General features: G+C 53.5%; 11 protein-coding genes and 1 rRNA gene. 3 read left to right on the top strand and 9 right to left on the bottom strand.

The window, feature by feature from the left end:
* The 7 genes from ACQKE4_RS17050 to rluD form a co-directional block, all read right to left on the bottom strand.
* A 16S ribosomal RNA gene (locus ACQKE4_RS17050) occupies nucleotides 1-70 on the bottom strand; the annotation flags it as partial.
* Nucleotides 71-555: 485 nt separating this feature from the next.
* The gene (gene pssA / locus ACQKE4_RS17045; RefSeq protein WP_427389492.1) at nucleotides 556-1,452 is read right to left on the bottom strand and encodes a CDP-diacylglycerol--serine O-phosphatidyltransferase; all 897 of its coding nucleotides are present in this window, start codon (nucleotides 1,450-1,452) and stop codon (nucleotides 556-558) included.
* 209 nt (nucleotides 1,453-1,661) lie between these two features.
* Entirely contained in the window at nucleotides 1,662-2,153 is a 492-nt protein-coding gene (gene ilvN / locus ACQKE4_RS17040; RefSeq protein WP_035580370.1) for an acetolactate synthase small subunit, read from the bottom strand.
* Nucleotides 2,153-3,877 carry an acetolactate synthase 3 large subunit gene (locus ACQKE4_RS17035; RefSeq protein ID WP_427389491.1) on the bottom strand — a complete coding sequence of 575 codons (1,725 nt, stop codon included), beginning with the start codon at nucleotides 3,875-3,877 and terminating at the stop codon, nucleotides 2,153-2,155. The genes ilvN and ACQKE4_RS17035 overlap by 1 nt, the downstream gene beginning before the upstream one ends.
* 430 nt (nucleotides 3,878-4,307) lie before the next feature.
* On the bottom strand, nucleotides 4,308-6,905 hold the full coding sequence (clpB, locus tag ACQKE4_RS17030; RefSeq protein WP_427389490.1) for an ATP-dependent chaperone ClpB: 2,598 nt from the start codon (nucleotides 6,903-6,905) through the stop codon (nucleotides 4,308-4,310).
* A 165-nt stretch (nucleotides 6,906-7,070) separates the two neighbouring features.
* Nucleotides 7,071-7,826 (bottom strand): peptidoglycan editing factor PgeF, encoded by a 756-nt coding sequence (gene pgeF, locus ACQKE4_RS17025; RefSeq protein WP_427389489.1) that lies wholly within the window; start codon nucleotides 7,824-7,826, stop codon nucleotides 7,071-7,073.
* Nucleotides 7,823-8,782: a 23S rRNA pseudouridine(1911/1915/1917) synthase RluD gene (gene rluD / locus ACQKE4_RS17020; RefSeq protein ID WP_427389488.1), complete on the bottom strand. Its 960-nt coding sequence runs from the start codon at nucleotides 8,780-8,782 to the stop codon at nucleotides 7,823-7,825. The genes pgeF and rluD overlap by 4 nt, the downstream gene beginning before the upstream one ends.
* A 187-nt stretch (nucleotides 8,783-8,969) precedes the next feature.
* Here rluD and ACQKE4_RS17015 point away from each other — a divergent pair, with 187 nt between their 5' ends.
* Nucleotides 8,970-9,785 (top strand): outer membrane protein assembly factor BamD, encoded by an 816-nt coding sequence (locus tag ACQKE4_RS17015; protein WP_427389487.1) that lies wholly within the window; start codon nucleotides 8,970-8,972, stop codon nucleotides 9,783-9,785.
* A gap of 85 nt (nucleotides 9,786-9,870) precedes the next feature.
* On the opposite strand, the gene ACQKE4_RS17010 is transcribed toward ACQKE4_RS17015, so the two are convergent.
* On the bottom strand, nucleotides 9,871-11,505 hold the full coding sequence (locus tag ACQKE4_RS17010; RefSeq protein WP_427389486.1) for an NAD+ synthase: 1,635 nt from the start codon (nucleotides 11,503-11,505) through the stop codon (nucleotides 9,871-9,873).
* A 136-nt stretch (nucleotides 11,506-11,641) separates the two neighbouring features.
* Here ACQKE4_RS17010 and ACQKE4_RS17005 point away from each other — a divergent pair, with 136 nt between their 5' ends.
* Nucleotides 11,642-11,914 carry a PP0621 family protein gene (locus ACQKE4_RS17005; RefSeq protein ID WP_427389485.1) on the top strand — a complete coding sequence of 91 codons (273 nt, stop codon included), beginning with the start codon at nucleotides 11,642-11,644 and terminating at the stop codon, nucleotides 11,912-11,914.
* A gap of 21 nt (nucleotides 11,915-11,935) precedes the next feature.
* Here ACQKE4_RS17005 and thiO read toward each other — a convergent pair whose 3' ends face one another.
* Complete coding sequence (gene thiO / locus ACQKE4_RS17000; RefSeq protein WP_427389484.1) at nucleotides 11,936-13,039, bottom strand: glycine oxidase ThiO; 1,104 nt, start codon at nucleotides 13,037-13,039, stop codon at nucleotides 11,936-11,938.
* 135 nt (nucleotides 13,040-13,174) lie between these two features.
* Between thiO and ACQKE4_RS16995 the strand changes: the two genes are divergently transcribed.
* Nucleotides 13,175-13,708: a GspH/FimT family pseudopilin gene (locus tag ACQKE4_RS16995; RefSeq protein ID WP_427389483.1), complete on the top strand. Its 534-nt coding sequence runs from the start codon at nucleotides 13,175-13,177 to the stop codon at nucleotides 13,706-13,708.
* The last annotated feature ends 13 nt before the right edge of the window (nucleotides 13,709-13,721 follow it).

Below are 13,721 nucleotides of genomic sequence, written 5' to 3'. Positions count from 1 at the left end.
ACCGCTCGACTTGCATGTGTTAGGCCTGCCGCCAGCGTTCAATCTGAGCCATGATCAAACTCTTCAGTTTAAAATCATTGTGATCCTTACTCGCTACCCGAAAGTAACAAAAGCGGATCAAACTTGGCTCAAGGTTCAAACGAATTCATTCAACTGTCGTTTAAAAACTTTCGTTTAAAAACAGTCGTTCTCATGACCGCTTGCCTTGATATTCGGTGATTTGTCACCACTATCAGCAAGCGCCCACATGAATTACCTGATCAAATTGTTAAAGAGCGTTTTCGCTGGGTGATTGCTGTGAAAGCAACCGGGCGGCCGTTGACTTGGCTTGCCTCAGCGAGGAAGGCGTATTCTACGCAGTTCCTGGTGGTTGTCAAGGGCGTTATTTTCGATGTAAAACTTACCACACCTAAAACCGCTAACTACCTGACAAACCGAACGTTTTCACCTTCATCCACCGCTGGTAACGCTTGGCGTCCCCGGCAGCGGATGCGTACTTTACGGGCTCAAAGCCGGGTTGGCAAGGGCTTAGATTAAATAAAAGGAAAAAAAGTTTCAGCTTTGGGGTTTTGCTTTGCGCATGATGGCCAAGACAGGGCCTGAGGCTACATAAGCACCAAACAGCAGTAGCAGCATTACTGAAGGCTCAACAGATATCATTACAAAGGCTAGCACGATGGCCAGAAGCACTACGAAGGGCACTGGCTTGCGCACGTCAAACTCCTTGAAGCTGTAATAACGGATATTGCTCACCATTAGAACGCCCGCTGCAGCCACCACTACCAGCATCAGTAGTTTGAACCCAAAGGCGTCAGCATCAAAGCTATGGAAAGTCCACACACTGGCCGCCACTAGTGCCGCTGCGGAAGGGCTTGGTAAACCAATAAACCATTTTTTGTCAACACTACCAATCTGGACATTGAAACGGGCAAGGCGAAGCGCGGCACAGGCGACGTAAAGGAAAGCAACCACCCAGCCGGTTTTACCGATATCTTGCAGAATCCAGGTGAAGGCCACCAGCGCAGGCGCCATACCAAACGAAATCATATCCGCCAAGCTATCGTATTCGGCGCCAAACTCGCTTTGCGTATTGGTCATACGGGCAACACGGCCATCCAAGCCATCCAGCACCATAGCAATAAAGATAGCGACCGCCGCCGAGGTAAACTCGCCATTAATACCCGCAACCACCGCAAAGAACCCTGCAAACAGGGCCGACGTGGTAAATAAGTTAGGCAATAAATAAATACCGCGACGGCGAATTTTCTTACCGTCCTCTACGGTCTCTTCAATCACTTCAGTTTCACGCAAGAAGGCAGTTGCCAGATCCTCGTTGCCGATCATTTCTGGTTGATCAGTATTCTCTGGCTGGGTAGAGGCTGGCTGACCTAGATGTGACTGATCAGAGTGTGCGGGCTCTTGATCGCGAGCGTCCTGTGTCATAGGTTTCATCCATTAAAAGTAAATCACGGGTACAGTGGTCGAGTTCATTCTACACGGTGAGTGCCGCTCAGCCAGTCAATTGCACCTAGGCATAGGCAAACATAGGCGTAAAACGAGCGCCTATAACGGCCAGCCATAAAAAAAACGCCGCTCCCGTTAAAGGAGCAGCGGTCTGGGCTTATATTAAGCGCTTCGCGCTTTTAATAAGACCTTTTTACCTAAAGGGATAAGACCTTATCGCCTCGAGCGATTCCCGATACACCAGTACGTGCGACCTCAAGAATACCTACCGGCGCCATTGCCTGAAGGAAGGCATCCAACTTGCCTGCATCGCCAGTAATCTGCACGGTGTATAGGCTCGGCGATACGTCGACAATCTGCGCACGGAAGATATCCACCGTTCGCTTCACTTCATCACGCGCCGCACCGAGTGCTTTCACCTTCACTAGCATCAGCTCACGCTCAATGTGGTTGCCTTCGGTAAGATCCACCAGCTTGACCACATCAATCAGCTTATTAAGGTGCTTGGTGATCTGCTCAATCACCCGGTCATCGCCCACAGTGGTAACCGTTAAACGCGACAACGACGGGTCTTCCGTAGGTGCCACGTTAAGCGTTTCAATATTGAAGTTACGCTGGGAGAACAGCCCGACTACACGTGACAGCGCACCCGGTTCATTTTCTAACAGAATCGAGATGATATGACGCATCAGGTACGCTCCGTTTTAGACAGCAGCATGTCGCGCATGGCGCCTAACGGCACCTGCATCGGATAGACGTGCTCATGGGGGTCGACCTTCACGTCAAGAAACACCAGCTCGTGCTTATTAGCAAACGCACGCTCTAGCGCAGGCTCAAGTTCATCAAGCGTATTGACGGTAATCGCCGTAAACCCATACGCCTCAATCAGCATATGGAAGTCCGGCAGCGACTCCATATAAGAGTGCGAGTGGCGTGACTTATAGTTCAAATCCTGCCACTGACGCACCATGCCCAGCGATGCATTATTAAGATTGACGATCTTGACGCCCACCCCATACTGCTTACAGGTAGAGAGTTCCTGCATCATCATCTGGAAGCTGCCTTCACCGGTAACGCACACTACGTCATCATCCGGGTAGTTCTGTTTGATCCCCATCGCGGCGGGGAAACCAAAGCCCATGGTACCCAAACCTCCTGAGGTAATCAGACGATTAGGCTTATCAAACTTGTAATACTGTGCCGCAAACATCTGGTGCTGGCCCACATCCGTGGTGACATAAGCTTCGCCCCGGGTAACCCGACAAAGCGCTTCAACGACTTCCTGTGGCTTAAGCGCTTCGCCGGGCTTTGAAGGCTCGTAAAGCTTGCCTTCACGGTCGGCGCGCCAGCCGTCAATTTTCTGCCACCACTCGGTTAATGCTTCGGGATCCGCGATCTTATGCCCTTGCACCAAGCTGATCATCTCATTAATGACACTTGAGGCCGGACCAACGATCGGCACATCAGCACGCACCGTTTTAGAGATCGAGCTAGGATCTACATCGACGTGAATGATTTTAGCCGTCGGGCAGAACTTCGAGGTGCTGTTGGTAACGCGGTCATCAAAACGCGCGCCAATCGCAATAATCAAGTCGGCATGATGCATAGCCATATTGGACTCATAGGAGCCGTGCATACCCAGCCAGCCTAAACACTGGCGGTCACTTTGAGGATACGCGCCAATGCCCATCAGTGTAGTGGTAATCGGATAACCCAGTTGCTTGACCAGATCAGTCAGGCCTTCGCTGGCTTTGCCCGCTACTACGCCGCCGCCGGTATAAAACACCGGCCGCTTGGCTTTGAGCATCAGCTCTACAGCTTTCTTAATCTGCCCAGTGTGGCCGCGGGTTACCGGGTTATACGAGCGCAGCTTGACCTTTTTCGGGTAGATGTACTCGTAACGCTCGGTGGGTGCGGTCATATCTTTAGGGATATCCACCACAACGGGGCCCGGGCGACCGGTAGAAGCTAAATAAAACGCCTTTTTGAGCACTTCTGGAATTTCAGACGGGTGACGAATTGAGAAGCTATGCTTCACAATAGGACGCGTCACACCGACGATATCGGTTTCCTGGAAGGCGTCTTCACCGATCAGATGGCTCGCCACCTGACCACACAGCACTACCATGGGGATTGAGTCCATGTAGGCGGTGGCAATCCCGGTGACGGCGTTGGTGGCTCCAGGCCCTGAAGTCACCAGCACGCAGCCTGGCTTGCCCGAAGCGCGGGCATAGCCATCGGCAGCATGCGTAGCCGCTTGCTCGTGACGCACTAGAATGTGCTTCACCTTGTCCTGACGGAATAGCGCATCATAAATATGCAGCGCTGCACCACCAGGGTAACCATAAATGTATTCGATGCCCTCATCTTGCAAGAAGCGGGCGATCATATCTGCGCCGGAAAGCAGTTCCACTGTGTATCTCCCCTGAAGGTCTCGAGTGCGATCCGCAGGACATCCTGCGGTGTCGAGTGCGGCGGTATGCCGCTGCCGGCCTATGCCGGCACCTGATGCCAAACCCTGGCATGTGACCCGGTTAGGGCCTGCACTCTCATCACGGCGGATCGCCGTGTCGGGGCGTTGGCCAGGTTGGGCGGTTAGCCCAAACCCGGAAGTCCTTCGGCGGGTAGAGGCCTTCGCCTACCCTTCGCGCGGGAGTTAGGGGTTGCCCGTAGAGTCCGCGCCCGCAAATCAGGAACCGACAAGATTCCATTAGCGCCCTCAGCCTGTCAACCTCCTATCAGCTCAAACGCAACAAAGGTCGCAGAAAGCCATTAAAAAAGCCTCGCCAGCGTCGCTAGCGAGGCTTTTTGCCTACTCAATTGCGCAAAAGTGTTGTCATCAGTTACGAGCTAAACACCAGTTTACCCTCTTCGGCCTTGATATGAATGGTGTCCCCCGGGGCAAACTTACCGGCCAGCAAATCATGCGCCAACGGGTTTTCAATGCGGCTTTGAATCGCCCGTTTAAGAGGCCGCGCCCCATACACAGGGTCGAAGCCGACCACTGCTAGCTGTGCCATGGCCTCAGGGCTGATCTCGAGTTTCAGGTCATGCTCGGCAAGGCGTACTTTCAGGCGTTCCAACTGAATGCCAGCAATGGCCTGGATCTGCTCTTGACCAAGCGCATGGAATACCACCACTTCATCAATACGGTTAATGAGTTCAGGTCGGAAATGATTACCCACCACCTCCATGACCATATTTTTCATCAGCTCATAATCCCGATCTTGATCACCACTAGGGTCGCCCCCCATGCGCTGAATAATGTCAGAACCCATGTTAGAGGTCATCACGATCACGGTATTCCGAAAATCAACCGTACGCCCCTGGCCATCGGTTAGGCGGCCATCTTCCAATACTTGTAGCAGAATATTAAAGACATCAGGATGGGCTTTTTCCACCTCATCCAGTAGCAGCACCGAATAGGGCTTACGGCGCACGGCTTCGGTTAAGTAGCCGCCCTCTTCATACCCCACATAGCCGGGAGGCGCACCGATCAAGCGGGCCACGGAGTGTTTCTCCATAAACTCCGACATATCGATGCGCACCATGGCCTCTTCGGTATCGAACAGGAAGTTGGCCAGCGACTTACACAGCTCTGTCTTACCCACCCCGGTAGGGCCGAGGAACAGAAATGAGCCGTTAGGGCGATTAGGGTCAGAAAGTCCTGCCCGCGAGCGACGCACCGCGTTCGCTACCGCCTCGACGGCTTCATCCTGACCAATCACCCGTTGATGTAGCGCCTCTTCCATACGCAGCAATTTATCCCGCTCTCCCTCCAACATTTTGGAGACCGGAATGCCCGTCCAGCGAGAGACCACTTCAGCGATCTCCTCTTCAGTGACGTTAGAGCGCAGCAGTTGGTGGCTAGAGGTGTCCGCTTCACCTTCGCCACTTTCGGTAATTTTCTTCTCGAGTTCAGGAATCTTACCGTATTGAATTTCAGACATACGTGCCAAATCGCCCTGGCGACGAGCTTGCTCAAGATCAAGACGAGCCTGTTCCAAATCGGCTTTAAACTGAGCGGCCCCCTGGATACTGGCCTTTTCCGCTTTCCAGATTTCATCCAGGTCGGCGTATTCGCGCTCTAGCTCGTGAATTTGATTATTGAGCGCATCAAGGCGCTTTTTGGACGCTTCATCAGTCTCTTTCTTAAGCGCCTCACGCTCCATCTTAAGCTGGATTAGACGACGGTCAAGGCGATCCATCGCTTCCGGCTTGGAGTCCAGCTCCATGCGAATCCGTGATGCCGCTTCATCAATTAGGTCAATCGCCTTATCGGGCAGCTGGCGATCGGTAATGTAGCGCGTCGATAGCTTAGCCGCGGCAATAATCGCCGAGTCGGTGATATCTACACCGTGGTGCACCTCGTAGCGCTCTTTCAGTCCACGCAGAATCGCCACGGTATCCTCTTCAGAGGGTTCGTCCACCAAGACCTTTTGGAATCGGCGCTCAAGGGCGGCGTCTTTCTCGATGTACTTACGGTATTCATCAAGGGTCGTCGCGCCCACGCAGTGCAGCTCACCACGCGCTAAGGCAGGCTTAAGCATATTGCCCGCATCCATCGCGCCTTCGGCTTTGCCAGCACCGACCATGGTGTGCAGCTCATCAATAAACAGAATCACCCGCCCCTCTTCCTGGGACAGCTCTTTAAGCACGGATTTCAAGCGCTCTTCAAATTCACCACGGAACTTGGCACCGGCCAGTAAAGAGCCCATATCCAGCGAGAGCACACGCTTATCTTTTAAGCCCTCGGGCACTTCGCCGTTAACAATACGCTGGGCCAATCCCTCGACGATGGCGGTTTTACCCACACCGGGTTCACCAATCAACACCGGGTTATTTTTGGTGCGCCGCTGCAATACTTGGATAGTGCGACGAATTTCATCATCGCGCCCTATGACGGGGTCAAGCTTGCCGTCCAGCGCTCGTCGGGTGAGATCCATGGTGTATTTATTGAGCGCTTCACGCTGATCTTCAGCGTTGGCATCATCCACGGTGGCACCACCACGCAGGCTGTTAATGGCGGCTTCAAGGGATTTGCGGGTTATCCCGGCCTCTTTCAGCAGCTTGGTAATCGCCGAATTCATTTCCAACGCGGCCAGCAGCACCAGCTCACTGGCAATAAACTGGTCGCCACGCTTTTGCGCTTCACGGTCGGTTAAATTAAAAAGTTTGATGAAATCTCGCGATGGCTGAACTTCGCCGTCGAACTGGCCTACTTTGGGTAGATCATCCAGCTGCTGCATTAAGCCATCGCGCAGGCGCGAGGGGCTACCCTCGGCTTTTTCAATCAGGGCTTTAATACCGGTGTCTTTGGTGTCGAGCAGGGCAAGTAGCAAATGTGCTGGGTCTAATTGATTGTGACCGCGACCCACGGCCAGCGACTGCGCCTCGGCAATCGCACTCTGAAGCTTGGCGGTAAATTTATCAAAACGCATGGAATTCCTCCTGGGGTAGCCATGCGTTTTGACGCATAGCGTGACCCGATAACGTGTCGTTAGACGTGCTAATCACTATTAGCTTGACAAGTTAAATGGCGTCAGTCCTGCATATTTCAAGTGTTCAGCAGCTAAACCGCTGGCTTATAAAATCGTTTATGAACATTAATTGACCCAGATCACGCTCGCCATGCGGCCTGTTTTACCTCCATCACGACGATAAGAGTAAAACCGCGACTCACAGGCGGTGCAGAAATGGCCGCCACTAATGTGATTAACGCCTAGCGCTTCTAGCCGAAAGCGTGCCAAACGGTAAAGGTCTGCCATGTAATGGCCTAATCGGTAGGGGCTATGGTCAAAGGCTTCGGCGGTATCAGGGTGAACCGCTACAAAGGCGCCGTACACTTCCGGACCCACCTCAAATTGGGCGTTTGAGATCGCCGGACCCAGCCATACTAGAATATCGTCGGGATCCGTGTTCATTGCGGCAATCGTTGCTTCCAGAACCCCGCCCGCCAACCCACGCCAACCAGCGTGGGCAACGGCTACCTGAGTGCCCGCCCGGTTGCAAAACATCACCGGCAGGCAATCGGCGGTCAATACCACACAAGCGTATTCATTCGAGGTTGCAATCGACGCATCTGCATCGGCAGGTTCAGGCTGATACCCCTGCTGCACACGGGCACCATGGGTTTGATTCAGCCATAGCAAAGGCCGCTCGTCGCCAATCTCTTTTTGCAGCAGGCGACGGCATAGCGCAACGTGGTCTGCGTTATCGCCCACATGGGAAGCGGGATTAAAAGCCGCAAAGTCACCCTGGCTCGGCCCACCTTCGCGAGTAGTCACAAACGCTCGTACATTGGACGGTGCGGGCCAATCGGGAATTAAAAGCGTCGGCCGCAGATTAATGGCATCGCTCATCGCATGGTCTCATTATCTTCTCGCAAGTAGTCCAGCAACATTAACAAATCATCAGGAAGGTCTGCCTGAAAGGTTAATATTTCACCACTTACCGGATGCTTAAAAATTAATTTACGCGCATGCAGGGCCTGACGTGGAAATTCACGCAGGATTTCCTTCAACGGTTCAGCAGCGCCTGGCGGTAGCTTGGCACGACCACCATACATGGGGTCACCAATCAGTGGATAGCGAGCGTGGGCCATATGCACACGAATTTGGTGGGTGCGACCGGTTTCCAATTTACAGCGCACGTGAGTGTGAGCACGAAAACGCTCGACCACGCGAAAGTGTGTAATAGCAGGCTTGCCAGATGTCGTCACTGCTTGGCGCTTGCGGTCTTTTGGATGCCGCCCAATAGGAGCATCAATAGTACTGCCCGATACCGGCTTACCAATCACCACGGCGTCGTATTGGCGCGACACGCTTCGCGCCTGCATCTGCGCCACTAACGCTGTTTGTGCGGGCAGCGTTTTTGCCACCATCATCAAACCGGTGGTGTCCTTATCCAAGCGATGTACGATGCCCGCGCGAGGAACTTCAGCAATCGCCGGGTGATGATGCAGCAACGCATTTAATAGCGTGCCATCAGGATTACCCGCCGCTGGATGCACCACCATCCCCGCCGCTTTATTGATGACCATCAGCGTTTCATCTTCATAGACAATATCTAGCGCAATATCCTGCGCTTCAAAACGCGTATCGTCTTCAATGGTCGCCTGCAGCGCTAGCACTTCGTGACCATGCAGTTTGGCTTTTGGCTTGGCATGAGCGCCATCCACCGTTAGTTCACCGGCGTTAATCCACGCTTTTAAGCGCTCGCGGGAGTAATCACTGAACAACTCCGCCGCTGCTTGGTCTAAACGCGCACCGGCCAGCGAGGCAGGCACGCGCTGCGTGTCTTCAACAATTCGGGACATAAAAAACCTCTTTAAAACGCAAAAAAACCTTAGCTTGTACTTTTGACGACACCCGACGAAACGTCGCTAAGCCTGCGTTTTGAGCCGAGGTGTTTTATAGTGGGCTGACTGCGACCTATTCTACCATTTCTACTTATGGCCATCGCCGCTTTTTGGTGATTGAGGCTTGTTAGCAACGAGGATGATGATGCGCGTTTTTTCAGCTGCCAACCGCTTTGGCGCTCTAGCCCTAAGCCTTGCCCTTTTAGCGGGCTGTGCGAGCAATAACTCCAGCGAAGAAGAGGAAGATGAATTTGCTGGGGTACAAGAGCGTGAGCTCTATGAACTGGCCCGCACGGCCTTAGACAGTAACCGCTACCCAATTGCGATAGAGCGTTTAGAGGCGCTCGACACCCGTTACCCCTTTGGGGCGCATGCCGAGCAGGCCCAGCTCGAACTCATTTATGCCTACTATGAAAATAGAGATTGGGAAGAAGCACGGGCAGCAGCAAGTCGCTTTATTCGCCTCCACCCAGACCATCCACAAGTGGACTATGCCTACTACTTACGCGGTCTTTCCGCATGGCAAGCAGGTCGTTTCAGCTTAGAACGTTTGCGCTTGATTGATATTTCAAAGCGTGACCTGGGTGCGTCAAGGGATGCCTACAACGACTTCCGCGAGTTGATTCAGCGCTATCCGCAAAGTGAGTATGCCGCTGACTCTCAGCAGCGCATTGTCTATCTACGTGAATTGTTAGCTCGCCATGAGCTGCACATCGCTGATTACTACTTACGCCGCGGCGCTTATTTAGCAGCGGTTGAGCGAGGCCGCTGGGTGGTCGAAAACTACCCAGAATCCAGCGCCACTCGGGATGCATTAGCAACCATGGTAGAAGGTTATCAAGGTTTAGAAATGGATGACCGCGCCAGCGAAGTACTAGCGGTGCTGCGCGAGAACGCTCCGGACCATGAGCAATTACGAGGCAATCGCTTTATTCCGAAGCATTTAGGCGCTAACGACTAAACGGATGCATTGATTCTTTTCAATACCAAAAAACCACGCTTATGCGTGGTTTTTTGGGGCTGCTTCATTAGATCATTAGTTACAACTACTCGCCGGGCTGCCAGCCATTCACAATCGGATAACGGCGGTCCCGGCCAAAGCCACGCGGGGTAACGCGCACGCCAATCGGTGCCTGACGGCGCTTATACTCACAGCGGTCAACGAGCTTAACGACTTTATAAACATCTTCATGGTCAAAACCAGCGGCGATGATCGCTTCAGCGCTCATATCGCCTTCGATGTAACTTAAGAGGATAGCGTCGAGTACATCGTAATCGGGAAGAGAGTCGCTATCCTGCTGATCCGGCGCAAGCTCCGCGCTGGGCGGGCGCTCAATCACCCGTTCAGGAATGGCAGGTGACTGGGTATTACGCCAGCGGGCCAAGCGATATACCCAGGTTTTGTACACGTCTTTAATGGCGTTGTAGCCACCCACCATATCGCCATACAGCGTGGCGTAACCCACCGCCATTTCGCTTTTGTTACCGGTGGTGAGCACCATTAAGCCTTTCTTATTGGAGATCGCCATTAACAGCACGCCGCGACAACGCGATTGCAGGTTCTCTTCAGTAGTATCGCGCTCGGTGCCGGCAAAGCTCTCCGCCAGCGTGCCCATAAACGCCTCGACCATGGGTTCAATCGGCATGATTTCATAGTAAACGCCCAGCAGTTTGGCCTGCTCAGCGGCGTCTTGCTTAGAGATATCTGCGGTGTAGTGGTAAGGCATCATCACCGCCTGTACCCGCTGCGGGCCGAGTGCATCAACGGCAATCGCCAGCGAAAGTGCCGAGTCAATACCGCCAGAAAGTCCTAATACCACACCGTCGAAGCCACTCTTGTTGACGTAGTCGCGAAGCCCGGTAACTAGCGCGCAGTAAAGACTCTCTTCTGGTGCCGCCTCGGGGTCGATCTCCCCAGGTTGGGGTTCCCAAACCGTGGCGCTGGTTTGCAAGAACTGAATGGGCATCAGGCCTGCCTGCCAGTACGGTGCCAACACCTGCAATTGTCCACTAGCATTAACGCAGCAAGAGCCACCATCAAATACCAGTTCGTCCTGGCCTCCGATGGTGTTTACATAAACAATCGGACGGTTGACGTCTTGCGCGTGTAGCTCCAATAACCGCAGCCGCTCAGCGGGCTTCTCTTGGTGATAGGGTGAGGCATTTAAACTAATCAACACCTCAGCGCCTGCCTCTGTGGCAGCTCTAACTGGCGCTCCATCCCAAAGGTCTTCGCAGATCAACAGGCCCAGCTTAGCGCCTTTATGCTCATAGACGAGCGGCTCGGTGCCCGGCGTAAAGTAGCGCTGCTCGTCGAACACCTGATAATTAGGCAATGCTTGCTTAGCGTACTCGGCCTCCCATTGACCGTTGTAAAGTAGACCAGCGAGGTTGTAGCAGCGCCCTTCGCGCACACCGGGATAACCTATGATCACCAGCACATCCCGGGCAACTTTCGATGCCATCAGGGCGCGAGCTTCGCGCAGTCGGGTTTCCATGGAGGGGCGCAGTAGTAAATCTTCTGGCGGATAGCCCGATAAAAAAAGCTCAGGAAAGACAACAATATCCGCCCCATGCTCGATCCGCGCTTCGCGCACGGCTTCAATAGCGCGTGCGGCATTACCGGGAATATCCCCGACCAAAGGATCGAGTTGGGCCATTACCAGCGTTAAGTCTTGCATGGGCGTCAAAATCTCTTGAGAATCTTTAGAATAGGGTTACACCGTCATACACGTATTGTCACGCAAGGGCCGCCAGCTAGCAAAGGTCGCATGACACTCCCACTACCTATATCCCCACTTCGGGAGACACAAAAGGATGAACCTATTGATCATTCGGCTGATTATCTTCGCCGTTCTATTCTACGTCGGTTTAAAGCTTTACGGCATGTATCGCCAACGCAAGCTTGAGCATGACGAAAAAAGTCAAACACTCAACCGCCATGAAGGTGGCAAAATGGTTCGCTGCCGCTGGTGCGAGGTGCATGTGCCTGAAGATGAAGCACTGCGCAATCAAGAGCAGTGGTTTTGCTCCGGCGCTCACCGCGACCGCTACTTGCAAGAACAGCAGAATAAAGATGGTACGCCTTAGGCTTTTTTAGGTTAGTCATTTTTAAGAGCCCAGTAGCCGCTGCTGGATTGGCTGGTAAGGCGTTGGGTCGATCAGTGGCTCACGCCCTAGTAATTGATCTACCAGCAAGTGGGTAGAGGCAGGCGCTAGCACCAAGCCATTGCGGTAATGCCCGGCATTGACGAACACATTGGGCCACTGCGGCAGCGCGCCAATAAAGGGTATGCCCTCTGGGGAACCGGGACGCAGCCCGGCCCACTGGTGCGCCACAGGGCAGTGGGCCAACGCAGGCAAAATGGCTTCAGCACTCTGCTTCAAGGAGGCTAAGGCCATCGTGTCGGTGGTTTTATCAAAGCCGGTCTCTTCCAGCGTAGAGCCTACTAACAGCAGGCCATCTGCACGCGGGATAATATAGCGTCCGTCTTTTAGCACCACGCGCTGTAATAAACCTTGAGGTGTCTGATAGGCAATCATCTGGCCTTTCACAGGCCTTACCGGTAGCTGCACATCAAGCTGCACCAACAGTTGCGCGGCCCACGCGCCCCCACAAATAATGATGCGCTCTGCGTTCAGTACACCCTCAGAAGTCGTCACACCCACTACTTTGCCATCTTTACGAATAAAGCCGGCAACCTCGCACTGCTCGCGTATGGTCACCTGAGGCATGGCCGCCAGCCGTGCTTTTAACGCCTTAGCTAAGCGCGGATTACGCACGCTGCCCAGCGTTGGCATCCATAGTGCGCTGTCGTCAACCATAGCGACGCCGGGCTCTTTATGATGGACAAAGTCTGCCCCCACCCGCTCCAGTGGTTTGCCCAACTGCCGCGCCCAGTGTAGTGCTTCATCGGCGTCATCCACATTCAGGTACAGCAACCCTTTTTGGCGATACTCAGGATCAATACCGGTCTCTTCCAATAACCGCAGCGCTAAAGAGGGATAAACGCCTTCCGACCAACGGGATAGCTGTGTCACTGCAGGGGCGTAACGCCAGGGGTAAAGCGGCGAAACAATACCGCCGCCCGCCCATGAGGCTTCCTGACCGCACTGCCCGCGCTCTACCAACACCACTTGCTGTCCGGCATCGGCTAACTGAAGCGCGGTCATCATGCCGATCACGCCACCACCAATAATTAAGAAATCGCTCACAAAAATGTCCGCTTTGGCTTACATAAAAAAGAGTCACTGTCGCCTAGGGTATCGGAATAACCACCCCGTCATGGCCGCTGGCACCGGACAGTGAGCATAACGTGGGCGCTAACAGGGTCAAGTAAGGAGGTGCAAATGCGCAACGGTTTCACTAACAAACACCCGGCGCTAGAAGGCGGATTCACGCTGCTTGAACTGATGATTACGCTGTTGCTGGTTGGCATTATCGCTGCTTGGGGGCTCCCCAATTTTCAAGCATTGGGAGAGCGAACCGCACAGACCAGCGAAGTCAATCGATTACAAAGCACGTTTGCGTTAGCGCGTAATACGGCAATTAGCCAACGCAGTCAGATTACCCTTTGCCCCGCTGCTGAGAACCGTAGGGCCTGCCACCATGATTGGGGTGGTGAGCTAATGATTGTGCGAGGTGATAATACAGATGGCATTTCAGCAGACGATATTCTGCGCATTGTGCCTGCCCAGCAAGGCACGCAGGTGACTTATAGTCGAGGTTGGTCGCGCATCCGCTTTAGCTCATTAGGTTATACCAGCGGGTTCAACGGCAGTTTTGCGATTTGCTCAGGTAGCAGCGAAGGAACTCAAGGTAAAAGGCTGGTGCTTAGCCAACTAGGACGTTTGCGCATAGATGAAGCGCCTATCGATTGCTAGGCGCTCCATGCTA

It is taken from the genome of Halomonas sp. NPDC076908 (assembly GCF_050269715.1).
Lineage (GTDB): Bacteria > Pseudomonadota > Gammaproteobacteria > Pseudomonadales > Halomonadaceae > Vreelandella.
This window is presented reverse-complemented; position numbering and strand designations above follow the sequence as displayed.